This window comes from Streptomyces sp. NBC_01390 (assembly GCF_045040105.1).
In the GTDB taxonomy this organism is placed as follows: domain Bacteria; phylum Actinomycetota; class Actinomycetes; order Streptomycetales; family Streptomycetaceae; genus Streptomyces.
Map to the genome: position 1 here is coordinate 8,638,572 of NZ_CP109551.1, position 25,963 is coordinate 8,664,534.

Sequence of the window (25,963 nt, forward strand, 5' to 3'; positions counted from 1 at the left end):
TGAGGCAGGGCGGGATAGGTGACGCGGGCCGGGGTGACGGCGGGGTCAGTCGGGTGCGGCCAGGCGATGTATCGCCGACATCGGTACCGGAAGCCAGTCCGGGCGGTGCCGTGCCTCGTACACCACCTCGTACACCGCCTTGTCCGTCTCGTACGCCCGCAGCAGTACGGGATCGGTACGCGGGTCCCGGCCGCCGGTCTCCGCGTACCCGGTGCAGTACGCGGCCCGGCACACCGCCGCCCAGTCGGGCAGCCGGGGGTGGAGCGAGTGGGCCGCGTAGTCGAACGAGCGGAGCATGCCCGCGACGTCCCGCACCGCCGGTTGAGGCAGCCGCCGTTCCGCGAGGGGCTTGGACGGCTCGCCCTCGAAGTCGATCAGCGACCACTCCCCGGACGGCGAACGCAGGCACTGTCCGAGGTGCAGATCACCGTGGATACGCTGCGCCGTCCAGGTCTGGCCCTCGGCGGCGAGGTCGGCCAGCGCCTCGTAGGCCGAGCGCAGGCCGGGCGCGTACGGGTGGAGTGCGGGTACCGCCTGGACCGCCGCGTCCAGGCGTTCGATCATGCCGTCGACCAGCGGGCTCAGCTGCGCGTGGCCCATGGTCACCGTGGGCAGCGCGCAGGCGAGAGCCATGTGCACCTCGGCGGTGGCCCGCCCCAGCGCCCGCGCCTCCGCGCTGAAGTCCTCCCCCTTGGCCAGCTCGCGCAACGCCAGCTCCCAGCCGTCGGCGGCACCCCGCACGAAGGGCTGGAGGACGCCGAGTACGTAATGGTCCTCGGCGCTCGTCTCCACGTCAGGATCCGGATCGGGATCGAGGCCGGTCGTCCCGGCGGGCTCGGCGCAGATCCACGCCACCGGGGCCGGGACCCGTGGGCAGCCCTCGCGGGCCAGCGCCAGTGGCAGTTCCAGGTCGGGGTTGACGCCCGGTGCGACCCTGCGGAGCAGCTTCAGGATGAACGTGTCGCCGTAGACGATCGACGAGTTGGACTGCTCCGCGGTCACCATCCGGGCCGCCAGCCCCGCCGGTATGTCGCCTTCCCCGTCGGTCCCGGCGCCGCCCTTGTCGCCACCGTCACCGTCACCGTCCCGGTCGAAGCGCAGGGCGCCGATCCGCGCCCGGGTGCGCATCGCCTCCAGGAGCACTTCGGCGGGCCGGGCGTCGTACAGGGCGTCGTACACCGTCCGTCCGGTCAGCGGGCCGCGGTCCACGTGTCCGATCAGCGCGGGCGCCAGCCTGGGCGGCAGCGCCTCGCGCGCGCCTATGAGGAGCTGGTAGCAGTCTCCCGGGCCCTGGAACGCGGGCTGATGGGCGCGTACGAGGAGGTGGTACAGGCCCGACTGCGCGGTGACGGGCAGCAGTTCGGTGGCCGCCACCAGGGAGAAGTCGGTGACCGGGCGTCCTTTGCCGGCGAACCAGCGCTGTCTCGGCAGCCACTCGCGCAGCAGTGGTTCGAGGGACGCGAGGAGGTCCGGACTTGTCGTGGCGGAGCGGGTGGCGGCTTCCGACATGGCGTCGCGTCCTTTCCCCGTGGGGCGGAGTGTGACTGATGCGTGCCCCGGGCGGGACGAGAGAAACCGGCCCGCCGGGGTTCGGCACGTACGACCTTGTACGTGTCCAGGTACGACCGGGTGCTACCCGGCGTCCTTGGTGACCTTGGCGTCCCTGACGTCCTTGGTGTCCGTCGCGTCCTTGCGCAGCCGGAACCAGTAGAAGCCGTGGCCTGCGAGGGTGAGGAGGTAGGGGAGTTCGCCGATGGCGGGGAAGCGGACTCCGCCGATGAGTTCGACGGGGTGGGTGCCGTTGAAGGCCTGCAGGTCGAGTTCGGTGGGCTGGGCGAAGCGGGAGAAGTTGTGGACGCACAGGACCAGGTCGTCGACTCCGTCCTCGGCGAGGGTGGTCTCGCGCAGGAAGGCGATGACGGCGGGGTTGGAGGAGGGGAGTTCGGTGTAGGAGCCGAGGCCGAAGGCGGGGTTCTGTTTGCGGATCTCGATCATGCGCCGGGTCCAGTGCAGGAGCGAGGACGGGGACGACATGGAGGCTTCGACGTTGGTGACCTGGTAGCCGTAGACGGGGTCCATGATCGTGGGCAGGACGAGGCGGCCGGGGTCGCAGGAGGAGAAGCCCGCGTTGCGGTCGGGGGTCCATTGCATGGGGGTGCGGACGGCGTCGCGGTCGCCGAGCCAGATGTTGTCGCCCATGCCGATCTCGTCGCCGTAGTAGAGGATCGGGGACCCGGGGAGCGACAGCAGCAGCGCGGTGAAGAGTTCGATCTGGTTGCGGTCGTTGTCGAGGAGGGGGGCCAGGCGGCGTCGGATGCCGATGTTGGCGCGCATGCGGGGGTCTTTGGCGTATTCGGCCCACATGTAGTCGCGTTCTTCGTCGGTGACCATTTCGAGGGTGAGCTCGTCGTGGTTGCGCAGGAAGATGCCCCATTGGCAGTTTGAGGGGATGGCGGGGGTTTTGGCGAGGATTTCGGAGACCGGGTAGCGCGACTCCCTCCTCACGGCCATGAAGATGCGGGGCATGACGGGGAAGTGGAATGCCATGTGGCATTCGTCGCCGCCGGTGGCGTAGTCGCCGAAGTAGTCGACGACGTCTTCGGGCCATTGGTTGGCTTCGGCGAGGAGGACGGTGTCGGGGTAGTGGGTGTCGATTTCTTTGCGGACGTGTTTGAGGAATTGGTGGGTGGCGGGGAGGTTTTCGCAGTTGGTGCCCTCGGCCTGGTAGAGGTAGGGGACGGCGTCGAGGCGGAAGCCGTCGATGCCGAGGTCGAGCCAGAATTTGAGGGCGGAGAGGATTTCTTCCTGGACTGCGGGGTTTTCGTAGTTGAGGTCGGGTTGGTGGGAGAAGAAGCGGTGCCAGTAGTACTGCTTGCGGATGGGGTCGAAGGTCCAGTTGGAGGCTTCGGTGTCGACGAAGATGATGCGGGCGTCGGGGTATTGTTCGTCTTTGTCGGCCCAGACGTAGTAGTCGCCGTAGGGGCCTTGGGGGTTGTTTCTGGATTCCTGGAACCAGGGGTGTTGGTCGCTGGTGTGGTTCATGACGAAGTCGATGATGACGCGCATGCCGCGTTGGTGGGCGGCGTCGACGAATTCGACGAAGTCGGCGAGGTCGCCGAATTCGGGGAGGACGGCGGTGTAGTCGGAGACGTCGTAGCCGCCGTCGCGGAGGGGGGATTTGAAGAAGGGGGGGAGCCAGAGGCAGTCGATGCCGAGCCATTGGAGGTAGTCGAGTTTGGCGGTGAGACCTTTGAGGTCGCCGATGCCGTCGCCGTTGCTGTCCTGGAAGGAGCGGACGAGGACCTCGTAGAAGACGGCGCGTTTGAACCACTCGGGGTCCCGGTCCTTGGCGGGAGTGTCCTCGAAGGTGTCCGGAACAGGCTCGTTGACGATCATGTGGTGGGTGACCCTCCGATCTGCGGGGTGGACGGTCGCAGGACGGTCAGAACGTGCGCGGGGCGAGTACCCGGTTCCAGGCGCACATAATTCGTCCTGCCCCATTCGTAGGTTTCGCCGGTGAGCTCGTCGCGCACCGACGCGGGCTCGTGCCAGTCCAGGCCGAGTTGCGGCATGTCCAACGAGACCGTCGCCTCCTGGGTGTGGTGGGGGTCGAGGTTCACGACCACCAGAACCGTGTTCGATCCCCGGCGCTTCGAATAGACGATCACCGACTCCTGGTCCGCGTGATGGAAGTGGAGATCACGCAACTGCCGCAGGGCCGGACTGCGTCGCCGGATCGCGTTGAGCGTGGCTATCAATGGCGCGATGCTACGTCCGTCACGCTCTGCGGACTCCCAATCACGGGTACGCAGTTGGTATTTCTCGGAGTCCAGGTATTCTTCGCTGCTTTCGCGCAGCGGGGTGTTCTCGCACAGTTCGTAGCCGCTGTACACGCCCCAGGTCGGGGAGAGTGTCGCGGCCAGCACGGCTCGCGCCTCGAAGGCTGGGCGTCCGCCCTGCTGAAGGTACTCGTGCAGGATGTCCGGCGTGTTGACGAAGAAATTCGGGCGCATGTACGCGGCTGCCTCACCGGACAACTCGGTCAGGTACTCGGTGAGTTCGCCCTTGCCGGTACGCCAGGTGAAGTAGGTGTACGACTGCTGGAAGCCGACCTGGGCCAGGGCGTGCATCATCGCCGGCCGGGTGAACGCCTCCGCCAGGAAGATCACGTCCGGGTCGGTGCCGTTGATCTCCGCGATCACCTGTTCCCAGAAGACGACCGGTTTGGTGTGCGGATTGTCGACCCGGAAGATCCGCACCCCGTGACCCATCCAGTGCCGCAGCACCCGCACCGTCTCCGCGACCAGACCCGGCAGATCCGCGTCGAAGGCGATCGGATAGATGTCCTGGTACTTCTTCGGCGGGTTCTCCGCGTACGCGATCGTCCCGTCCGGGCGGTGATGGAACCACTGCGGATACTTCTGCACCCAGGGATGGTCCGGCGAGCACTGCAGCGCGAAGTCCAGCGCCACCTCCAGACCGTGCCGGGCCGCCTCGGCCACGAAGAAGTCGAAGTCCTCCAGCGTCCCCAGCTCCGGATGCACGGCGTCATGACCGCCCGCCTCCGAACCGATCGCCCACGGCACCCCCACATCCTGCGCCGACGCCGACAGGGTGTTGTTCGGCCCCTTGCGGAAGGTGCGCCCGATCGGATGGATGGGGGGCAGGTAGAGGACGTCGAAACCCATCGCGGCGATCGCGGGCAACCGCCGCGCCGCCGTGCGGAACGTGCCGTGCGGCTGCTCCGGCGTGCCCTCGGACCGCGGGAAGAACTCGTACCACGCCCCGTACAGGGCCCGCTCCCGCTCCACCGTCAGCGCCAACGGCTCACTCGACGTGAGCGGCTCACGCAGCGGATACCTGCGCAGCACCTTGTCGACGGCGGGGGTGAGGGCCGCTGACAGCCGGGCGGGAGCCGGGCGTCCGACGTCCCGGAGGGCCTCGACGGCGGCCAGGAGCACATCCCGTTTGCCCTTGTTCTTCGGTACGCCGGCGGCGGCACGCTCGTAGAGTTGCGCGCCCTCCTCCAGCACCAGCTCCGTGTCCATCCCGGCCGGGATCTTGATGCCCGCGTGGTGCCGCCAGGTGCTGATCGGGTCGCCCCACGCTTCCACGGTGTACGTCCAGTCGCCGGGCGCGTCCGCCTCGACGGTGGCGCCCCAGCGGTCGGTGCCCGGGGCCAGTTCACGCATCGGCGTCCAGCGGCCGGTCCGGCCCTTCGGGTCGCGGAGTACGACGTTGGCGGCGACGGCGTCGTGGCCCTCGCGGAAGACGGTGGCCGAGACCTCGAAGGCCTCCCCGACCACCGCCTTCGCCGGACGGCGCCCGCCCATGACGAGCGGACGGACGTCCAGGACGGGGATACGGCCGACCGCGGTGCCCCCGGTGACGGGGAGCGGTTGCGGAGGCGGCGGGGCCGAGACCGGGGCCGGGCGTTTGGCCGAGACCGGCGGCGCGGCGGTGGGGGAGGGCGCCGGTGCCGGGGCCGGAGTGGGTGGCTCCGGGGTGGCCGGCGGGACGGCGGTGTCCGCCCTGGGTATCGGTGCTGTGCCGGAGGTGGGTGTCGGTGGTGCTGACGAGTGGTGCGTGGCGGGCATGACCGCTCCTGTCCGCGTCAACGTGGGTGGGCGGATGGATGTGGGGAGGGTGTCCTGCTGGCTGTGCCTGGCTGGTGTGTCTGTGCGGTGTTCCTGGGTCGTGTACCGAGGGAGCCTTCCCACCCTATTCGGGTAGGCAATCCGGCACTTTGCTAACTACTCACGCGTATGTCTGCACCCAGGATCAGCCAGGTCGGGGAACGAGGTCGGCCCCGTCCGGTGGACGGGGCCGAAGACGGCACAGAGCTCCTAGGGCAGCGGTATCCGCAGGAGTTTGTTCGGTGAACCGTCTCTCTTGTCGAAGACTTTCCCGGGCGTCGCCAGAGTCGTCAGCGCCCTGGCGACCTGGGCCGGACGGGATTTCGGTCGTTCCGCCAAGTAGAGGGCCGCCGCGCCCGCCACGTGCGGCGCCGCCATCGACGTACCCGAGTAGACCGCCCGTCCGGTGTCGTCGGCATATGACGCCGAGATGATCGAGACGCCCGGGGCGAACAGGTCGAGAGCCGGGCCCCAGTTCGAGAAGTCGGCCCGGGCGTCCGTCCGCCCGGTCGCGCCGACCGTGATCGCCTCCCTGACGTCGGCGGGCGAGTAATCCCCCGCCCGCTGCCCTTCGTTCCCGGCCGCGACGGTGTATGTCACGCCGGACGCGATCGAGTTGCGTACGGCCGCGTCGAGTGGGGCGTTGTGGTTGCCGCCGAGGCTCACATTGGCGACCGCCGGCTTTCTGGCGTGTCTCGTCACCCAGTCGATACCCGCGATGACCTGCGCCGTCGTACCGCCGCCCGCATCATCGAGGACACGTACGGAGACGATCCTGGCCTTCTTCGCGACGCCGAAGGTCGTGCCTGCGATCGTCGCCGCGACATGCGTACCGTGCCCGTTCCCGTCACCGGCCCACCGGTCGTCGCCGACGAAGTCCCAGCCGTAACTCGCGCGCCCCCCGAAGTCCTTGTGCGAGATACGGACGCCCGTGTCGATCACGTACACGGTGACGCCACTGCCCTTCGAAGCCGGCGAGGTGAAGGTGTCGTCGAGCGGCAGCCCGGCCTGGTCGATCCGGTCCAGGCCCCAGGACGGCGGGTCCTGCGGGGCGCGTTCGGGGGCTCCGTCGTACGTGATCCGGGTGTCCTGGGAGACCGAGGCCACGCGGGGGTCCGCCGCCAGACGCCTGGCCTGGGTCTCGTCGGCCTGTACGGCGTAGCCGTTGAGGGCGGTGCTGTAGATGTGGCCTATTCTCGCCCCGTAGCTCGCGGCGAGTCTCCTGCCGTCCGCCGACGAGGCCGCCGTCCCTTCCCTGAGTGTCACCAGGTAGCTTCCGTCGACGGAACCGGGTTCACCGGCGCCGGCTATGCGCCCCTCCGGGGCGGCCTGCGCGGGAGCGGTGACCGACAGGACGGCGGCTGTGATCGCCGCGGTCAGGCCCGCCGCCCAGCGCGAACGTCTGGTACGTGCACGCGTCCGTTTCATGGTTGGAGTTCCCCCTCCCCGGCCGCCAACGCCCGGCGGCCTTCCGGGCAGCCTCTCGTGCGGGGCGAACTGTCACAAGACGGCCTGCGGGGAGGGAATCGGCCATATCGGGACCCGGCCCGCACCGGGGGCGCGCAATACGCGCCATGGTTCCCGCGCTCCCACCCCGATACCGTCAAGGGGATGATGACGGGACGCACATGGCCGTGCGTACCGGTATGTACAGGTTTGATACATCACGCACGACCACCGAGGTGGAATGTGAAGGCGATCCGTCGGTTCACCGTCCGTCCCGTTCTCCCCGAGCCGCTCCGGCCGCTCAGTGATCTGGCCCGCAATCTGCGCTGGTCCTGGCATGCGGAGACCCGCGAGCTCTTCCAGTCCGTCGACCCCGAGCGCTGGACCGACTCGGACTGCGACCCCGTACGGCTTCTCGGCAGTCTCCCGCCCGAGCGGCTCACCGAACTCACCGAGGACCATCACTTCCTGCGCCGCCTCGCCGCGGTCGCCGACGACCTGAACGACTACGTCAACGGCACCCGCTGGTACCAGACGCAGGAGCGGACCCAGGGGGCCGAACTACCCGCCGCCGTCGCCTACTTCTCCCCCGAGTTCGGTATCACGGCCGCCCTGCCGCAGTACTCCGGCGGGCTCGGCATCCTCGCCGGGGACCATCTGAAGTCGGCCAGCGACCTCGGCGTACCGCTGATCGGCGTCGGACTCATGTACCGGCACGGCTACTTCCGCCAGTCCCTCTCCCGGGACGGCTGGCAGCAGGAGCACTATCCGGTCCTCGACCCCAACGAACTCCCCGTCACCCTCCTCAAGGAACCCGACGGCACCCCGGCCCACGTCTCCCTGGCCCTGCCCGGCGGTCGGTCGCTGCGGGCCCGGATCTGGCTGGCCCAGGTGGGTCGCGTACCGCTGCTGCTCCTCGACTCGGACGTCGAGGAGAACGACCTCGGCGAACGGGGCGTGACGGACCGGTTGTACGGCGGCGGCAGCGAACACCGGCTGCTCCAGGAGATGCTGCTCGGCATAGGAGGAGTGCGCGCGGTCCGGACGTACTGCCGCCTCACCGGCCACCCCGCCCCCGAGGTGTTCCACACCAACGAGGGCCACGCGGGCTTCCTCGGCCTGGAGCGGATCGCCGAACTCTGCGACGAGGGGCTGGACTTCGACGCCGGACTGGAGGCGGTCCGCGCGGGCACGGTCTTCACGACGCACACGCCCGTCCCGGCCGGCATCGACCGCTTCGACCGCGAACTGGTCGCCCACCACTTCGGCCCCGACGCCGAACTCCCGCGCATCGACGTGGAACGCGTGCTGAGCCTGGGCATGGAGACCTACCCGGGCGGCGAGCCGAACCTCTTCAACATGGCGGTGATGGGGCTGCGGTTGGGACGCCAGGCGAACGGTGTGTCCCTTCTCCACGGCCAGGTGAGCAGGGAGATGTTCGCGGGACTGTGGCCGGGCTTCGACCCCGCCGAGGTGCCCATCACCTCGGTCACCAACGGTGTGCACGCGCCCACTTGGGTCGCACCGGAGGTGCTCAGGCTCGGTGCCCGCCAGCTCGGCGCCGAACGCACCGAGGACGCGCTGACGGTGGGCGGCTCGGACCGGTGGGACGCGGTCGCGGACATCTCCGACCAGGACATCTGGGCGCTACGACGGTCCCTGCGCGACCAGTTGGTGGTGGAGGTACGGGAACGGCTGCGGGCGTCCTGGCGTCAACGCGGCGCGGGTACGGCGGAGTTGGGCTGGATCGACGGAGTGCTCGACCCGGACGTCCTGACCATCGGCTTCGCGCGCCGTGTCCCCTCGTACAAACGCCTGACCCTGATGCTGCGTGACCGCGACCGTCTCCTCGGTCTGCTCCTGCACCCCGAACGCCCCATCCAGATCGTGATCGCGGGCAAGGCGCACCCGGCGGACGACGGCGGCAAGCGGCTGATCCAGGAACTGGTGCGCTTCGCGGACGACCCACGCGTCCGGCACCGCATCGTCTTCCTCCCCGACTACGGCATGGCGATGGCGCAGAAGCTGTACCCCGGCTGCGACATCTGGCTCAACAACCCCCTGCGCCCGTTGGAGGCGTGCGGGACGAGCGGTATGAAGGCGGCGCTGAACGGCTGTCTCAACCTCTCGGTCCTGGACGGCTGGTGGGACGAATGGTTCCGGCCGGAGTTCGGCTGGGCGATCCCCACGGCGGACGGCGTCGCGGGCAACGACCCCGACCACCGCGACGACGTGGAGGCGGCGGCCCTGTACGACCTCCTCGAACAGCGGGTCACCCCGCGCTTCTACGAGCACGGTGAGACGGGCCTGCCCGACCGCTGGATCGAGATGGTCCGCGAGACCCTCACGCACCTGGGTCCGAAGGTCCTGGCCGGCCGGATGGTCCGCGAGTACGTGGAGCGCCTGTACGCCCCCGCGGCCCGCGCCCACCGCACCATGACCCCGGACACGGCAAGGGAGTTGGCGACCTTCAAGTCCCGGGTCCGCTCCGCCTGGCACACGGTGACCGTCGACCACGTGGAGACCTCGGCGGCGACCGCGCCCGCCCTGACGGCGGAACTGGGCAGCACGCTCTCGCTCCGCGTACGGGTGGGCCTGGGCGAACTGGCCCCGGACGACGTCGAGGTCCAGGCGGTCTCGGGCCGGGTCGACTCGCAGGACAGCATCACCGAGGCGACGACGGTCCCCCTGAAGGCGGTCGGCGGCCCGGACCCGGAGGGCCACTGGCAGTACGAGGGCCCACTGTCCCTGCACCGGACGGGACCCTACGGCTACACCGTGCGGATCCTGCCGGCGCACCGACTGCTGGCGTCGAGCGCGGAGATGGGGCTGGTGGCGGTGCCTTCGGAGGAACTGGGGGAGGGGGCTGGGGTGTTGATGCGGTGACGTGTCTCGTCAGGACCAGTTCCACGCCTGGTTGCCGTTGTCCGAGCAGCTCCAGCCCTGTACCACCCGGCCCTCCTGCCCGGACGTGGCGGCCTCCGCGTCCAGGCAGAAGCCGTCCGGGACGCTGACCAGTGTCTGGCCGCCCGCGTTGCCGGGCTGCCAGTGCTGGGCGGACAGGCCGTCGCAGGCGCCGGCGCGGATCTTCTGGCCGTTCTGGGCGGCGGTGCCCGCGTCGGCCTCCAGGCAGTGGTGGTTGCCCTGGTTGACGACGAGGTAGGTGGAGGCCGGGCCCGGCACTCGGTACAGGGCCCACTTCTGGGTGGATGTGCCCTTGCACGTCCACACCCCGACGGTCAGGCCGTCCCGGGAGTCGAGGCAGCGGGCGACCGACGCGCCGTTGACGGTCTCCGTCACGGTCAGCGCGCCGGAGCGGATCGGACCGCGTGCCGTGGCGTACAGGGCTTCCTTGGTCTGGGCGCCGACCCTGCCGTCCACGGTGATCCCGGCCTCCGCCTGGAAGGCCTTCACCGCGGCCAGGGTCTCCTGCCCGAACCGGCCGTCCACCGTGACGTACAGACCATGGCCGACGAGGAGCAGCTGCAGCGCCTTGACGCAGTTGCCGTCGGAGCCCGACGCGAGCTCCGAGGGGCAGGTGGCGGACCGGAGGTCCAGGGTGGCGGGGTTCCGGTCGGTCGCGGGGATCGGCTTGCTCTGCGGTGCTCCGTCGTCCGACTTCGAGGGGGTGGGCGCGGCCGACTTGCCCGGGGAAGCGGACGCGGTCCCCGTCGGGGGCGGGGACGGCTCCGGCTCCGGGACAGCCGACGTGCCGGTGCCTGTTCCTGTGCCGGTGCCCGTGGCGGTCGATGTCCGGTCGTCGTCCTTTTGCAGGAGCGCCAGGGTGATGCCGCCGCCGACGGCCAGGACCACGGTCACGGCGACAGCGACTGCCGCCCATTTCCTGCGGTTTCCGCGCCCAGGGGGCGTGGCGGGAGCGACGGGAGAGGGGGGAGCAGTGGCGGGTTCGGCGGCCGGGGACGCCGCTGGGGGAAGGGCCTTCGGTCTGGGCCTGTTCCTGGGCGAAGGTGATGGTGCTGGCGACGGCGTCGCCAGCTGATGCCCGATGGCCGTCCTGAACACCGTCTCCGGCAGGGGGCGCTTCTCCGGATCCTTGTCCAGGCAGGTGCGGATGAACGCGGCCAGTTCCGCGTCGACGTCCGCCACCTGGTCGAGGATCTCCTCGCGGGGCGACTCGAAGGCCACCCCGAAAAGGACGTCGACGCCCGTCCCCTCACCGAACGGCGCGTGCCCCGTGACGGCGTACGTCAGGGTGGACGCCAGCGAGAAGACGTCGGAGGCGGCGGTCACCTCGTGGCCCCTCGCCTGTTCCGGGGACATGTAGGCGGGAGTTCCGACGTTCTGGCCCGTGGCGGTGATCGCGGTGCCGCCGGGGGCCTGGACGACGCCGAAGTCGATGACGCGGGCGCCGTCGGCACCAAGGATCACGTTGGACGGCTTGAGGTCGCGATGGACGAGCCCCGCCTCCCAGATGGCCTCGATCGCGCGCCCCACGTCGGCCAGCAGCCGCCAGGCCGCCGCCGGGTCGATCGGCCCGCGCACGTCGACGACCTCGGAGAGGGTGGGCCCCGGTATGTACTCGGTGGCGACCCAGACCAGGTCCTCGTCACAGCCGCTGCCCAGCAGCCGCACGATGTGCGCGCCCCGGATGCTGTCCAGCGCGCCGACCTCCCGCTCGAAACGCTTCCGGAAGAGCGGGTCCTCGCCGTACTCGGGCCGGATCACCTTCACGGCGGCCGGACCCGTCCCGCCGGTGGTGTCCCGGCCCAGATAGACGCGTCCCATGCCGCCGCTGCCGAGCACCGACTCGAGGCGGTACGGGCCGGCCTGTCTGGGATCGTTCTTCCGCAGCGGGACCACGGGAGGCGGTTCCATACCGGCCGCCGCGTAGGCCATCTCTTCGGTGCGGCTGCGGTGCTGGGGTGGCATGTGGGCCCTGGTCTCTCGCGTGGCACGTGTGACCGAGAGATTAGCGCAGCACACCTGTGCGAAACGGGGAGTTGGGCCGGTTCTGCGGCCAGGAATTCGCGCAGCCGTCAGTCGGGTTCGAGCCCGGCTCGCCCCAACTCGGCCCGGCCCGCCCTTCGCAGTCCTCTCTCAGTACTCTCTCAGTCCTCGCCGAACTCCCCGCACAGCCGCCGCAGTACCGTCCCGCAGCGCCGCGCGTAGGCATGCTGGAACCCGCGCGTCGCCGGGCCGCCCGCCTTGGCGTACCACTTCGCGGGGCGGCTGAACGCGCTTATGGTCAGCCACACCGTGCCGTCGCCCGTGCGGTCCACGACGAAGGACTCCTCGCCGCACTCCGGGTGGCCGGCCAGCGTGCCGTACGCCCAGCCGGCGCGGCGGTGTTCCTCCACCGTCCAGACCACGCGGCAGGGAGCCTTTATGACGCCGGCGAGGGTGACGGTGACATCGACGTCCTGGGCCGCCCGTTCGGACGTCGCGTCGATGCCCACGCCCATCGCGCGGTGCATCTCCCAGGTGAGGACGGCCTCGGCGGCGCGCCGGAAGACCGCCTCGCCCTCGCCGATGCGGGTGCGTACATGCATGGGGCGGAAGCCGGGCGGACAACGGAAGCCGCGCTCGCGGGTCGCGCCGACCTCCGCGTACGTGAAGGACATGGGACCCAAGGGTAGGGCGGGGGGTGAGGGTCGCCGTGCGGCGGGGTGCGGGATGTGGACACACGTACGACGGGGCGGTCCCCGGAAATGCCTTCGTTCCGGGTACCGCCCCGCCGGTCACTCGTTCACCCGCCGCTCACACCGCGCGGCACGTGTCATGCGTAAAGCGTCACGCCGTGACGTTGACCGCCGCCCAGGCCGCGTTCACCGCCGCGTACTCCGTGCTGCTGGCGCCGTACAGGGCCGAGGCCGCCGACAGGGTCGCCGTGCGGGCGCCCTTGTAGTTGGTCGTCGACGTCATGTAGGTGGTCAGCGCCTTGTACCAGATCTGGACGGCCTTGGCGCGGCCGATGCCCGTGACCGTGGAGCCGTTGGACGTCGGGGAGTTGTAGCTGACCCCGTTGATCGTCTTCGCACCGCTGCCCTCGGACAGGAGGTAGAAGAAGTGGTTCGCCGGGCCCGACGAGTAGTGGACGTCGAGGTTGCCGAGGGTCGAGGACCAGGAGTCCTTCGAGCCGCCGTCCTTGCTCGGCTTGTCCAGGTAACGCAGCGGCGAGCCGTCGCCGTTGATGTCGATCTCCTCGCCGATGAGGTAGTCGCCGACGTCGGAGCTGTTCGCCGCGTAGAACTCGACGGCCGTGCCGAAGATGTCGGACGTCGCCTCGTTGAGGCCGCCGGACTCGCCCGAGTAGTTCAGGCCGGCCGTGTTGGCGGTGACGCCGTGGGTCATCTCGTGGCCGGCCACGTCCAGCGAGGTCAGCGGGTGCGTGTTGCCGTCGCCGTCGCCGTACGTCATGCAGAAGCAGCTGTCGTCCCAGAACGCGTTGACGTACGCGTTGCCGTAGTGGACGCGGGAGTACGCCGCGACGCCGTTGTTCTTGATGCCGCTGCGGCCGAACGTCGACTTGTAGAAGTCCCACGTCACCTGCGCGCCGTACGCGGCGTCGACGGCCGCGGTCTGGTCGGTGGTGGAGCTGGAGGCCGCGCCGGTGCCCCAGGTGTCGTCGGCGTCGGTGAACAGCGTGCCGGCCGACGAGCTGGTGCCGTGCGTCTTGTTGTACGTCTTGTGGCCGCCGCGGGTGCCGTCGGTCAGCTGGTACGTCGAGCCCGACAGCGTCGTGCTCAGGGAGACGGTGCCCGAGTACAGGCTCTTGCCGGTGCCGGTCTCGATGCCCTGGAACTCGTAGAGCTTCTTGCCGGTGGCCGCGTCGGTGATGACGTGCAGCTCGTTCGGGGTGCCGTCCTCCTGGAGGCCGCCGACGACGGTCTCGTAGGCGAGGGTCGGGGTGCCCGAGGCGGCCCAGATCACCTTGCGGGGGGCGCTGGACGCCGCCGACTTGCTGGAACCGGCCTTCTTGGCGAGCGTCACGGCCTGCTTCTCGACGGCGGCCGTGGTGACCTCGGGGGTCAGGTCGGTGACCTTGATGGCCGCCTTCTGCGCCTTGGTCACGCTGCGGGTCGTGCCGGCCGCGTTCTCGTGCACGACGAGGTCGCCGCCGAGGACCGGCAGGCCCGCGTAGGTGCGCTCGTAGCGGGTGTGCAGCGTGCCGTCGGCGTCCTTGATGACGTCACGGACGACGAGCTTCTCCTTGGCGCCGAGGCCTATCTCGGTGGCGGTCGCCGGGGCTTCGGCGGCCGCTTCCTTGATGAGGGCGGTGCGCGTGGCGGGGGAGAGCGTCATCGGAACGGCGGAGACTCTGGCCGTGGTGCCGGCCGGCTCGCTCTCCGCGGAGGCACCGGTGGTCAGACCGGTGGTGAGCAGTGCCCCGGCCGCGACGGCGGTGGCGATGGCCAGGGTGGTGCGCTTGTGACGCGCGTAGAGGGGGGTCACGCGGACTCCTTTGTGGGGGTTCCTGACGGTCTTGGGGTGACTGTCAGGAGGGTGGTGGTGAAGCTGGAGTAACTGCTGCGGCGTGCGGTGGAAGAGTGACATTGAGGGCCTGTACATGTCAGGACCCCAAAGTGATGTTGGCTGAAAATCGACTATGAGGCGAACGTTTCGTGTATGTAACGCGGCGTCGCTTCGGTAAAGCGACGACCAAGATCGGGCACGTTGGCAACAAAGGCCCAGCACATGAGCGGTAAAGGCGGCGCCGCCCCGGGGAGTTGCTCCACCGGGGCGGCGCCTTGCCGTTAAGGGGCCTGAACGGTGTTCGAACGGGCCCTTAACCGCGGGATGTTCAGGCCGACGGGAAGGTGATCTTCCAGCCGTTGATCCTGCCGGTGTCCTGAGCCGCCTTGTCCTGAACCCGCAGCTTCCAGGTCCCGTTGGCGACCTCGGAGGAGGCGTTGACCGTGTACGGCTCGGTCACGTCGTCCGCCGAGTCCGAGGAGCTGAACGGCTTCAGGTTGTAGACCGAGCCGTCCGGCGCCACCAGGTCGACGACGAGGTCGCCGCGCCAGGTGTGCGTGATGTTCGGCGTGACCACCAGGTTGGTGGGCGCGTTGCCGGTGATGCCGGTGACCGCGAGCGACGAGGTCACGGCGGCGCCGTTGTCCGGAATCGACACGACGGTCGTGGACTCGAAGGAGGTGCCGGTGCCGCCGCCACCGCCCGGACGCGTGCCGACGGCGATACCGGCCCACGCGTTCGCCACGGCCGTGTACTCGGCGCTCGTCGTCCCGTACAGCTCACCCGCCGCCGCGAGGGTGCCGGTGCGGGCCCCCGCGTAGTTGGTGTTCGTCGTGAACTTCGTGCTGAGCGCGCGGAACCAGATCTTCTCCGCCTTGTCCCGGCCGATGCCGGTCACCGGAAGCCCGTCCGAGGTGGTCGAGTTGTAGCTGACGCCGTTGATGGTCTTGGCGCCGCTGCCCTCGCTCAGCAGGTAGAAGAAGTGGTTCGCGGGGCCCGACGAGTAGTGCACGTCGAGCGATCCGAGCCCCGAGTACCAACTGTCCCTGGACGCGCCGTCCTTGCTCGGCTTGTCCATGTAACGCAGCGGCGTGCCGTCGCCGTTGATGTTGATCTCCTCGCCGATGAGGTAGTCACCGACGTCGGAGGGGTTGTTGGCGTAGAACTCGACGGCGGTGCCGAAGATGTCCGAGGTGGCCTCGTTGAGGCCGCCGGACTCACCCGAGTAGAGCAGGCCCGCCGTGTTCGCGGTGACGCCGTGCGTCATCTCGTGGCCGGCCACGTCGATCGAGGTCAGCGGGTTGGCGTTGCCCGACCCGTCGCCGTACGTCATGCAGAAGCAGCTGTCGTCCCAGAACGCGTTGACGTACGCGTTGCCGTAGTGGACGCGCGAGTACGCGCCCACGCCGTCGCCCTTGATACCGGTGCGGCCCTGGACGTTCTTGTAGTAGTCCCAGGTGAGTGCCGCGCCGTAGTGGGCGTCGGCACCGGCCGACTCCAGGTTGGACGCGAGACCGTTGCCCCAGATGTCGTCCGGGCCCGAGAAGAGGGTGCCGGTGCCGGAGGAGCCGCGGTTCAGGTTGTACGTCTTGTGGCCGCCGCGCGCGCCGTCGGTCAGGTTGTACGTCGAACCCGACTGCGTGGTGGTGAGGGTGACCGCGCCGCTGTACACCGTGTTGCCGGTGCCGGTCTCGATGCCCTGGTACTCGAAGAGCTTCTTGCCGGTGACCGCGTCGGTGATGACGTGCAGCTCGTTCGGGGTGCCGTCCTCCTGGAGGCCGCCCACGACCGTCTCGTACGCGAGCACCGGGGTGCCGGAGGCGGCCCAGATGACCTTCCTCGGCTCCTTGCTCAGCTTCGGGCTCGCCGCCTCGGCCTTCGCGGCGGTCAGCGCCTGCTTCTCCGCCTTCGCGACGGGCAGGGAGGCCGTCGTCGACGCCACCTTGATGGTGGCCCGAGTCGCCTTCACGACACCCTTCGTGGCACCCGACTTGGCGGTGTCGACCACCAGGTCGCCGCCGAGGACGGGGAGTCCTTCGTACGTGCGCTCGTACCGCGTGTGTACGGTGCCGTTGCCGTCCTTGACGACGTCACGGACGACGAGCTTCTCCTTGGCGCCCAGGCCGAGTTCCCTGGCCGTCTCCACCTTGGTGGCGTTGGCGTCGGCCAGCAGCGCGGCGCGCTGTGCGGGGGAGAGCTTGAGCGACTCCGCGCCGGGTATGACCTTGCCCGCGGCCGACGGTGCCTTCTCCGGGGCTGCGGTGGCGGCACCAGACTGAACTGCCGCTGCCAGTAGGGCGGTTACGGCGACGAGGGCGCCGGCGGCGACCCGTCGCTGGGTGGAGCGGGAGAACTCGGTGGAGGTGGCGTGGGGGGCGCGTCTGTGGGACTGGCGTCTCAACACTGACTCCTTCTGCTTGGCCGCTGGTCCAACGGCCAGGGGGGACCGAACGGTGGTGGTCCGTCCGGGGCAGAACAGGTGCGTGCGGATGCGCGGCGAGGATCACAGCGGTGTTGCTGTGGAGTCGCTGTGAAGGTGCCGTGGGAAGAGTGGCAGGTGCGCCCGCACGCTGTCAGGACCGCGTCAATAAGTTGGCTGGAAAAGGTTCGTTGAACGGTTGGTCATGTTCGCTATGCGGGCTATTCATTCTTTTGCGAAGAAGCCGTCTGCTGCTCCCTCTCCCCGTGCCACGACCACCACAGCGCCGCGTACGCCCCGTCGGCCGCCACCAGTCCCTCGTGCGTGCCGAGTTCGGTGATCAGCCCCTCCTCCATCACGGCCACCCGGTCCGCGTCGTGCGCGGTGTGCAGCCGGTGCGCGATGGCGATCACCGTCCGCCCCTCCAGTACGGCGGCCAGCGCGCGCTCCGTGTGACGCGCGGTCGCCGGATCGAGCAACGCCGTCGCCTCGTCCAGGATCAGGGTGTGCGGGTCGGCCAACACCACACGGGCCAGGGCCAGTTGCTGGGCCCGCGAACCGTCGGTCGACTCCCCGTCCGGGCCCAGCATGGTGTCCAGCCCGGCCGGCAGCTCACGCACCCAGTCGGCGGCGCCGACAGCGGCCAGCGCCGCCCACAACTCGGCGTCCGTGGCCGCCGGTTCGGCGATCACCAGATTGTCCCGGACCGTGCCCAGGAAGACATGGTGCTCCTGCGTGACCAGCACGACCTGCCGCCGCAGCTCCTCGGGCCCGAGCGAGGAGATCGGTACGCCGCCCACGGTCACCGTGCCCGAACGAGGCTCGTCGATCCCCGCGAGCAGCCGGCACAGCGTGGTCTTGCCGGCACCCGACGGCCCCACCACCGCGAGCCGTTCACCCGGCCGCACCGTCAGATCGACCCCGCGCAGCACCTCGCGGCCCCCACGGTCGTACGCGTACCGCACCCCCGTCACATCGATCCGGTCATCCACCGGCACCGGTACCGGCGACTCCTCCGACCCGCCCTTCGGTGCCCGCCCCAGCCCCTCCACCCGCGCGAACGACGCACTGCTGGACTGCAGTTGCTCCATCCACGTCAGCACCTGGTCGAGCGGCGACTCCAACTGCCGCAGATACAGGGCCGCTGCCACGACCGCGCCCAGACTGATCGCCCCCTGCCCGTGCAACGCGCCGCCCACCACCAGTACGACGACCACCGGAAGGACGTACGACACCTCCACGGGAGGGAAGAACACCGTCCGCAGATACAGCGTGTACAGGCGTCGGCTCCGGGAGTTGTCCAGCGCCTCCCGGCTCACCGCGACCCGTCGCTCCGCAAGCCCGAACGCCTCGACCGTGCGCGCCCCCGAGGCGGTCGCCGAGAGAATTTCGGCCACTTCGGAGTTCGCGGAACCCTCGGCGAGGTATGCGGTGCGCGCCCGGCGCAGATACCAGCGCAGCGCGAACCAGATGCCGCTCTGCGCGAGCAGCGCGGACAGGCCGAGCAACGGGTCCAGCGCGAACACCGCGCCGACGATGAACAGACACTCCACGGAGGCGATCAGCAGCTCCGGCCCGGCGTCGCGCAAGGTCGTGCCGACCGTGCTGACGTCGGCCGTCCCCCGGGCCGTCAGATCACCTGTCCCGGCCCGCTCCACCACCGACGCGGGCAGCGAGAGCGCCCGGTCCACGAACTCCTCCCGCACCCGCCCGAGCGTCCGCTCCCCGAACCGGTACCCGACGTACCGTGCCCAGCGGGCCAGCAGCAACTGGGCCACCGCGCACACCACGATGACCAGTCCGAGCCGGTCCACCGCGGAGACGCCGGCGCCCGCGCGGACCTCGTCGATGATTCGCCCGAGCAGCCACGGTGCGACGAGGCCGGCGCCGGCGGCGGCGGAGTTCAGCAGCAGGAGTGCGACGAAGGCTCGGCTGTCGGCCCGGATCAGCCGGGCGGCGGCGCGGCGTACGTCCGCTGCTGTGGCGACGGGGAGTTGGGCGGTCACGGGGTGGGCTCCTTGATGTCGGGCGGCGTGTTGTCGGAGGTGTGGTTGGCCGGGGTTCACGGACCTGGGTTTCGCCCCCGCCGCCCCTACCCGTCCCATCCCTGGGGGCTGCGCCCCCAGACCCCCCTTTCGGCCCTGAAGGGGCCTCGTCCTCAAACGCCGGACGGGCTGGAGGTGCGGGCCTCGTCCTCAAACGCCGGACGGGCTGGAGGTGCGGGCCTCGTCCTCAGACGCCGGACGGGCTGAGGGGTGCGGGCCGGGCTGGATGGGTGCGGCGAACGGGGGGCTCAGCGGACCGGCTCCTCGATGCCCTCCCGGCCCTGCCTGTTTCCCTCCTCGGTCTCGTCCGCGTCACGCGCCACCAGGGACCGGTATCCGGGTTCCTGTGCGAGCAGCCGCTGGTGGCTGCCGACGGCTGCCGTCTTGCCGTCGACCAGGTAGTACACGGTGTCCGCCCGGTCCAGCAGCAGGGGTGACGTGGACGCCACGACGGTCGTGCGGTCCGCGCGCTCGGCACGCAGCCGGTCCGCGACGGCCGCCTCGGTGTGGGCGTCCAGTGCCGACGTCGGCTCGACGGCGAGCAGTACCTCGGGATCGGCGAGCAGCGCCCGCACCAGCCGTACGCGCTGGCGCTGGCCGCCGGACAGGTTGCGGCCCTGGGCGTCGATGGCCGAGTCCAGCCCGTCAGGCAGCCCGAGGACGATGTCGTCGGCGACGGCCGCGCGCACCGCCCGCGCTATCGCCTCCTCGCCGAACTCCCCGCGCCCGGAGACCAGTTCACGCAGAGTCCCGGCGAACAGGTCGGCCTCGTTGTCGGCGACCAGGATGCGGGCGCGCACCTGGGCGAGGGCGATCTCATCGAGCCGTATGCCACCCCAGGTCACCGCCGACGGAGCGAACCGGCCGAGCCGGTCGACGACGGCGGCGGCATCGGCGGGCCGGGCGCCGGCGAGCGCCGTCAGCCGCCCCGGCACGGCGCTCACACCGGAGTCGGGGTCGTGGAGCGCGGCGGGTGACACGGGCGCGTCCAGCCCCCGGCCGGCCGCACCGCTGTCGTCGTCGGGGGCCAGCGCCAGGAACCGTACGACCCGCCGGGCGGCCACCAGGGCGCGGCTGATCTGGAAACCGCACTCGATGAAGAACGCCACCGGCACGACCAGCACGGCGACATAGCCGTACACCGACACCAACTCGCCCACGCTGATGGACCCTTGGGCGGCCAGCCGGGCCGCGAGCCAGGTCACCAGCGCGAGGAACAGCGTCGGCAGCCCGACCCCGAACGCCTGGATCCAGCTGCTCACCGCCCCGACCCGGTACCCCTGTTCCTGGAGGCGGCGCGAGTCACGCCGGAACGCGTCCGCGAACAGCCCTTTGCCGCCGAGCCCGTTGAGGACACGCAGCCCGCCCGAGAGGTCCCCGATCCGGGCGGTCAGGACACCCTGACGTTCCCGGTACGACGACTCCACTCCCTGCAGCCGGCCGAGCAACGGCCCGACGAGGACGGCGACCACGGGCATGCCGAGCAGGATCACGGCTGCGAGCGTCGGGGACACCGACAGGAGCAGTCCTGCGACCACGCAGTAGGAGACGAACGCGCCGACGCCCGGTCCGACGAAGGTCAGCGACTGGGCGATCGTCGACACGTCGCCGACGCCGATCGTGACGACCTCCCCGGCCCCGACCTGCCGGGGCAGCGCGGCCCCCAGCCGCACGGCCTGCCCGATCACGACCTTGACCGTACGGAAGTTGGCGTCCATCCGGATCCGGGTCATGGTGCGGTGCCGCATGATGCTCAGCCACGCGCTGAACGTCCCGACGGCGAGGATCGCGCCCGCCCAGCCTGCCAGCACGATCTGGTCGCCCGGTTCGAGACCGTCGTCGACGGCCCGGGACAGCAGATACGGCGTCAGCGCCATCAGCGTCGTCCAGGTGCTGCCGAGCAGCGCCCCCAGCGCACACCGACGCCACTGCTGCCGCACCAGCCACACCAGATAACGGGCGGGGCCACGGGAGTCGGGCGTGCCGGGATCCTCGTACGCGTCGATCATTGCTCTTCCGTTCCCCGTTCCTGCTACCCGTTCCGTGCTGTGCTTCTGTGCTTCGGTTACGGACTCACGCCAGGCTGTCCCGCCAGGCCCGGTGCAGATCCGCGAACCGGCCCGTACCGGCGATGAGTTCGGCCGGGGCCCCGTCCTCGACGACCCGTCCGTGCTCCATCACCAGCACCCGGTCGGCGATCTCGACGGTCGACAGCCGGTGCGCGATCACGACGGCCGTACGCCCCTTCAGGACCGTCGACATCGCGCGCTGCACGGCCTGTTCACCCGGGATGTCGAGCGAACTCGTCGCCTCGTCGAGGATCAGCACCGCCGGATCGGCGAGCAACGCCCGCGCGAAAGCGACCAGTTGGCGCTGCCCCGCGGAGATACGGCCACCTCGTTTGCGTACGTCCGTGTCGTAGCCGTCGGGCAGCGCGATGATGAAGTCATGGGCGCCGATCGCCTTCGCCGCACGCTCGATCTCCTCGCGCTCGGCGTCCGGTCGGCCTATGGCGATGTTGTCGGCGACGCTGCCGGAGAACAGGAAGGCCTCCTGCGTCACCATCACGACCCCGCGCCGCAGATCGGCGGCCGACAGGTCGCGCAGGTCGACGTCGTCGAGCAGGACCTGCCCCTCGGTGGGGTCGTAGAAGCGGGCGAGCAGCTTGGCCAGGGTGGACTTGCCGGCGCCGGTCGAGCCGACGACCGCGACGGTCTGCCCGGCCGGAAGGGTGAGGTCGAAGCGGGGCAGTACCTCGCCGCCGGTGCGGTAGGCGAACCGGACCCCGTCGAAGACGACCTCACGACCCGGGTGCTCGGACTCCAGTACCGGGAGCTCCTGCGGGGTCTGCGGTTCCGGGACGGAGGGCGTCTGGGCGAGGAGACCGGAGATCTTCTCCAGGGAGGCGGTGGCCGACTGGTAGGAGTTGAGGAACATCCCGAGCCGGTCGATGGGGTCGTACAGCCGCCGCAGGTACAGCACGGCGGCGGCCAGCACGCCCAGCTCCAGCGAGCCGTTCGCGACCCGGTGGGCGCCCCACAACACCATCGCCGCCACAGCGGAGTTGGCCACGACCCGGGAGCCGACGACGTAACGCGCCATCTCCAGGATCGCGTCGCCGTTCTTCCGCTCGTGGTGCCGGTTGAGGGCCTCGAACTCCGCGTCGTTGGCCGCCTCGCGGCGGAACGCGCGCACCGGACGGATGCCGTTCATCGTCTCGACGAACTTGACGATGACGGCGGCGATCGCGGTGGACCGCAGCGCGTACACCCGGCCGGCCCGGCGCTGGTAGAGCCGGACGAGGAGGTAGAGGGGCACGAAGGAGGCGATGGCCAGCACGCCGAGGCTCAGATCCAGCCAGAGCAGGACGGCCGAGATGTAGGCGAAGGACAGGGCGATGGTGACGAGTTCCTGGAGCCCGTCGTTCAGCAGCTCGCGCAGCGACTCGACATCCGCCGTGGAACGGGAGATGAGCCGGCCCGAGGTGTAGCGCTCGTGGAAGTCGAGGCTGAGCGCCTGCGCGTGCCGGAAGATACGCCCGCGCAGATCGAGCAGCGCGTCCTGGCTGACCCGGGCGGCGGCGGAGATGAACCAGTACTGCAGCCCGCCCGACGCCAGCGCGCAGAGCAGATAGCCGACGCCGACGGCGACGAGCGGCCCGTTGTCGTTGTCCCGGAAGGCCGGTACACCCCGGTCGATGGCGTACGCGACGAGCAGCGGGCCCGCCTGGACGGCCGCCTGCTGCAGCAGCAGAAGTACGGCGGTGAGGACGACACGGCCCCTCATCGGGGCGAGGAGGGAGCGGAGCAGGGTCGCGGTGGCGCCCTTGGGAGTGGGCAGGTCGTCCTGGTCGAAGGGGTCGTCGGGAGCGGCCGGCCGGGGAGCCGCGGCGGCAGTCCCCCTGTCCGGCCCGGCGTCCGGAGTGAGGGACCGTTCGTCGTCGTCGGGGGTCGGCGCGGTGGTCGTGGGTGCCGTCATCGGGCGGCCTCCTCGAAGCTGTCGGTGGTGCCGTGGGGGGAGTCACCGCGGTCGGTCTCCTCGTCCGCGCCGGCCATCAGCCAGGCGTACTCGGAGTTCGTCCGCAGGAGTTCGTGATGTGTGCCCACGGCGGTGATCCGGCCGCCGGAGAGAAGGGCGACACGGTCGGCGAGCAGGACCGTGGACGGTCGGTGCGCCACGATCAGGGCCGTGGTGTCGGCGAGGACCCGGCGCAGCGCGGCCTCGACGGCGGCCTCCGTGTGCACGTCCAGCGCGGACAGCGGGTCGTCGAGGACGAGGAACCGGGGCCCGCCCACGACCGCCCGGGCCAGCGCGAGCCGTTGCCGCTGGCCGCCGGAGAGGCTGAGGCCCTGCTCACCGACCTGGGTGTCCGAGCCCTGCGGCAGCGCGTGGACGAAGTCGGCCTGCGCCACGGAGAGCGCGTGCCGCAGCTCGGCCTCGCCCGCCGAGTCGTCGGCGCCCATGAGGACGTTCTCGCCGACGCTCGCCGAGAAGAGGGTGGGTTCCTCGAAGGCGACGGCGACCAGGGCACGCAGCTCTTCCCTGGGCAGGGCGGCGATGTCGTGGCCATCGAGGGTGATGCGCCCCGAGGTCACCTCGTGCAGCCGGGGGACGAGCGCCGTGAGCGTGGTCTTGCCGCTGCCGGTCGTGCCGACGAGAGCCAGGGACTCGCCGGACCGGATGTGGAGGTCGACGCGGTCGAGGACCGGCGGGGAGTCAGCGGGGGCGTCCGGATACCGGAAGGAGACCTCGTGGAAGCGCAGCCCACGGTCCCCGTCCGAGAATCCGGTGCCATTGGTGCCGTCAGTGCCACCGGGGAGGGTCTCCTTCTCACCCTCCGGATCCTCGTCCATCACCTCGAAGTACCGTTCCGTGGCGGTGGCCGCGTCCTGGCTCATCGCGAGGAGGAAGCCGATGGAGTCGACCGGCCAGCGCAGGGCCAGGGCCGTCGACAGGAAGGCGACCAGCGTGCCGGCGGACAGATCCCCGTCGGCGACCTGCACGGTCCCCAGCACGAGCGCCGCCCCGATCGCCAGTTCCGGCAGCGTGACGATCGCGGCCCAGATCGCCGACAGCAGCCGCGCCTTCTGCAACTCGGTCCCGCGCAGGGTCCCCGACAACTCGCGGAACGCCCGCGCCTGACTGCGGTGCCGCCCGAACCCCTTGATGATCCGGATGCCGAGCACGCTCTCCTCGACGACCGTCGTCAGGTCACCGACCTGGTCCTGCGCACGCCGGGCCACCAGGTGGTAGCGCCGCTCGAAGACGATGCACACGACCAGGACGGGGATCGCGGGCCCCAGAATCACCAGCCCGAGCGACCAGTCCTGGACCAGCATGATGATCACACCGACCAGGATCGTCACCGCGTTGACGAACAGGAACGTCAGCGGGAAGGCGAGGAACATCCGCAGCAGCTGCAGGTCCGACGTCGCCCGGGACAGCAGCTGACCGGACGGCCACCGGTCGTGGAAGGCGACCGGCAGCCGCTGGAGCCGCCGGTAGAGCGCCGCCCGCATGGACGCCTCGACCCCGGCGAGCGGTCTGGCCACCAGCCACCGCCGCAGCCCGAACAGCAGCGCCTCCCCGAGCCCGAGCAGCAGCAGCCACAGCGCGCCGAGCCACACACCGCGGGAGTCGCGGTCGGCGATCGGCCCGTCCACCATCCACTTCAGGACGAGCGGGATCACCAGCCCCATGCACGAGGCGAGGACGGCGACGAGGGCGGCGACGAACAGCCGGGCGCGTACCGGCCGTACGAAGGGCCACAGGCGCAGCAGAGTGCGCACGGCGGAACGGCCGGCCTGGGCCTCGGGGTCCTTTGCGGTTGCACGTGTCGTGGACATCATGCCGAGCCTACGGACCACCACTGACAGTGCCTACCGAGTTTTGGCCCGGATCGGGTCGGGCGCAGGTCCTACGACCTGCGTGTTCGACGAGTCGTACGCGCGTATCAACCGATCGGTTGATGCCGTTCCGAGCGCGTCGGCCGATGTGCCGCCCCCGCCCGCACCGCGACGCTGATCCCATGTCCGTCATCGAAGTGAACGACCTGCACAAGTCCTACGGCGGCCGTCCCGTTGTGGACGGCCTCTCCTTCGCCGTCGAGGAGGGTGAGATCTTCGGCATCCTCGGCCCGAACGGCGCCGGCAAGACCACCACCGTCGAGTGCGTCGAAGGCCTGCGCGTGCCCGACGGCGGCCGGATCCGGGTCACCGGCCTCGACCCGGTCGCCGACCGCCCGGCCACCAGCCGGGTCCTCGGCGCCCAGCTCCAGCAGAGCGAACTGCAGGCCAAGCTGACCGTCCGCGAGGCCCTGGAGCTGTACGCGGCCTTCTATCCGCGCCCGGCCGACTGGCGCCCGCTCGCCGAGCGCCTCGGCCTGACCGACCGGCTCGACACCAGGTTCGGCAAGCTCTCCGGTGGCCAGAAACAGCGCCTGTTCATCGCGCTCGCCCTCATCGGCAACCCCCGGGTCGTGGTCCTCGACGAGCTGACCACGGGCCTCGACCCCCGCGCCCGCCGGGACACCTGGCAGCTCATCGAGGACGTCCGGGCGAGCGGGGTGACCGTCCTCCTGGTCACGCACTTCATGGAGGAGGCGCAGCGGCTGTGCGACAGGATCGCGGTGATCGACAAGGGGCGGATCGCCGCCCTGGACACCCCGGCCGGCCTGATCCGCCGCTCGGCGGGCGCCACCGTGATCAGTTTCACACCGTCCGCGCCGCTGTCCGAGGACGATCTGAACGCGCTTCCGGCGCTCGCGTCCGTCGACTACAGGGACGGCCGCGTCACCCTCTCCGGCACCGACGAGACCGTCAACGCCGTCATCACCCTCCTCGCCCGCAGCCATGTCACCGCCCACCAACTCCGCGTCACCGACGCCACCTTGGACGACGCGTTCCTGGACCTCACGAAGGAGGAAGCGGCATGAGCGCCGTGAACACGCCCGTCGCCGACACCCCGGTACCGAACACCGCGGT

The 25,963-nt window shown here is 70.4% G+C and carries 14 protein-coding genes; 2 read left to right on the forward strand and 12 right to left on the reverse strand.

Features of this window, described 5'->3' with window-relative positions; all coding sequences use genetic code 11:
- Positions 1 to 45: 45 nt before the first annotated feature.
- The 4 genes from OG241_RS39010 to OG241_RS39025 form a co-directional block, all read right to left on the reverse strand.
- Positions 46 to 1,509 (reverse strand): maltokinase N-terminal cap-like domain-containing protein, encoded by a 1,464-nt coding sequence (locus OG241_RS39010; RefSeq protein ID WP_405822336.1) that lies wholly within the window; start codon positions 1,507 to 1,509, stop codon positions 46 to 48.
- Between the two features lie 123 nt (positions 1,510 to 1,632).
- A complete protein-coding gene (treS, locus tag OG241_RS39015; protein ID WP_405822337.1) occupies positions 1,633 to 3,396 on the reverse strand; it encodes a maltose alpha-D-glucosyltransferase in 1,764 nt (587 codons plus the stop codon).
- Complete coding sequence (locus OG241_RS39020; RefSeq protein ID WP_405822338.1) at positions 3,393 to 5,597, reverse strand: maltotransferase domain-containing protein; 2,205 nt, start codon at positions 5,595 to 5,597, stop codon at positions 3,393 to 3,395. The genes treS and OG241_RS39020 overlap by 4 nt, the downstream gene beginning before the upstream one ends.
- Positions 5,598 to 5,846: 249 nt before the next feature.
- Positions 5,847 to 7,064 (reverse strand): S8 family peptidase, encoded by a 1,218-nt coding sequence (locus OG241_RS39025; protein WP_405822340.1) that lies wholly within the window; start codon positions 7,062 to 7,064, stop codon positions 5,847 to 5,849.
- A gap of 261 nt (positions 7,065 to 7,325) precedes the next feature.
- On the opposite strand from OG241_RS39025, the gene glgP reads away from it, so the two are divergent.
- On the forward strand, positions 7,326 to 9,968 hold the full coding sequence (gene glgP, locus OG241_RS39030) for an alpha-glucan family phosphorylase (RefSeq protein WP_405822341.1): 2,643 nt from the start codon (positions 7,326 to 7,328) through the stop codon (positions 9,966 to 9,968).
- Positions 9,969 to 9,977: 9 nt separating this feature from the next.
- Here the strand turns inward: glgP and OG241_RS39035 are convergent, their stop codons facing one another.
- The 8 genes from OG241_RS39035 to OG241_RS39070 form a co-directional block, all read right to left on the reverse strand.
- Positions 9,978 to 11,972, reverse strand: coding sequence for a protein kinase domain-containing protein (locus OG241_RS39035; protein WP_405822343.1), 1,995 nt, complete (start codon positions 11,970 to 11,972; stop codon positions 9,978 to 9,980).
- A 179-nt stretch (positions 11,973 to 12,151) separates the two neighbouring features.
- The gene (locus tag OG241_RS39040; RefSeq protein WP_405822345.1) at positions 12,152 to 12,664 is read right to left on the reverse strand and encodes a DUF1990 domain-containing protein; all 513 of its coding nucleotides are present in this window, start codon (positions 12,662 to 12,664) and stop codon (positions 12,152 to 12,154) included.
- Between the two features lie 169 nt (positions 12,665 to 12,833).
- Positions 12,834 to 14,495: a M4 family metallopeptidase gene (locus OG241_RS39045; RefSeq protein WP_405822347.1), complete on the reverse strand. Its 1,662-nt coding sequence runs from the start codon at positions 14,493 to 14,495 to the stop codon at positions 12,834 to 12,836.
- Positions 14,496 to 14,844: 349 nt separating this feature from the next.
- Positions 14,845 to 16,920 (reverse strand): M4 family metallopeptidase, encoded by a 2,076-nt coding sequence (locus OG241_RS39050; protein WP_405822348.1) that lies wholly within the window; start codon positions 16,918 to 16,920, stop codon positions 14,845 to 14,847.
- Positions 16,921 to 17,156: 236 nt separating this feature from the next.
- On the reverse strand, positions 17,157 to 18,941 hold the full coding sequence (locus OG241_RS39055) for an ABC transporter ATP-binding protein (RefSeq protein WP_405822350.1): 1,785 nt from the start codon (positions 18,939 to 18,941) through the stop codon (positions 17,157 to 17,159).
- A 287-nt stretch (positions 18,942 to 19,228) separates the two neighbouring features.
- Positions 19,229 to 20,989, reverse strand: a complete 1,761-nt coding sequence (locus OG241_RS39060; RefSeq protein WP_405822352.1) for an ABC transporter transmembrane domain-containing protein — start codon at positions 20,987 to 20,989, stop codon at positions 19,229 to 19,231.
- Between the two features lie 64 nt (positions 20,990 to 21,053).
- The gene (locus tag OG241_RS39065) at positions 21,054 to 22,958 is read right to left on the reverse strand and encodes an ABC transporter ATP-binding protein (protein ID WP_405822354.1); all 1,905 of its coding nucleotides are present in this window, start codon (positions 22,956 to 22,958) and stop codon (positions 21,054 to 21,056) included.
- Complete coding sequence (locus OG241_RS39070; RefSeq protein WP_405822355.1) at positions 22,955 to 24,826, reverse strand: ABC transporter ATP-binding protein; 1,872 nt, start codon at positions 24,824 to 24,826, stop codon at positions 22,955 to 22,957. Before OG241_RS39070 ends, OG241_RS39065 begins: the two co-directional genes overlap by 4 nt.
- Positions 24,827 to 25,008: 182 nt before the next feature.
- Between OG241_RS39070 and OG241_RS39075 the strand changes: the two genes are divergently transcribed.
- A complete protein-coding gene (locus tag OG241_RS39075) occupies positions 25,009 to 25,914 on the forward strand; it encodes an ABC transporter ATP-binding protein (RefSeq protein WP_405822357.1) in 906 nt (301 codons plus the stop codon).
- Positions 25,915 to 25,963: the final 49 nt, after the last annotated feature.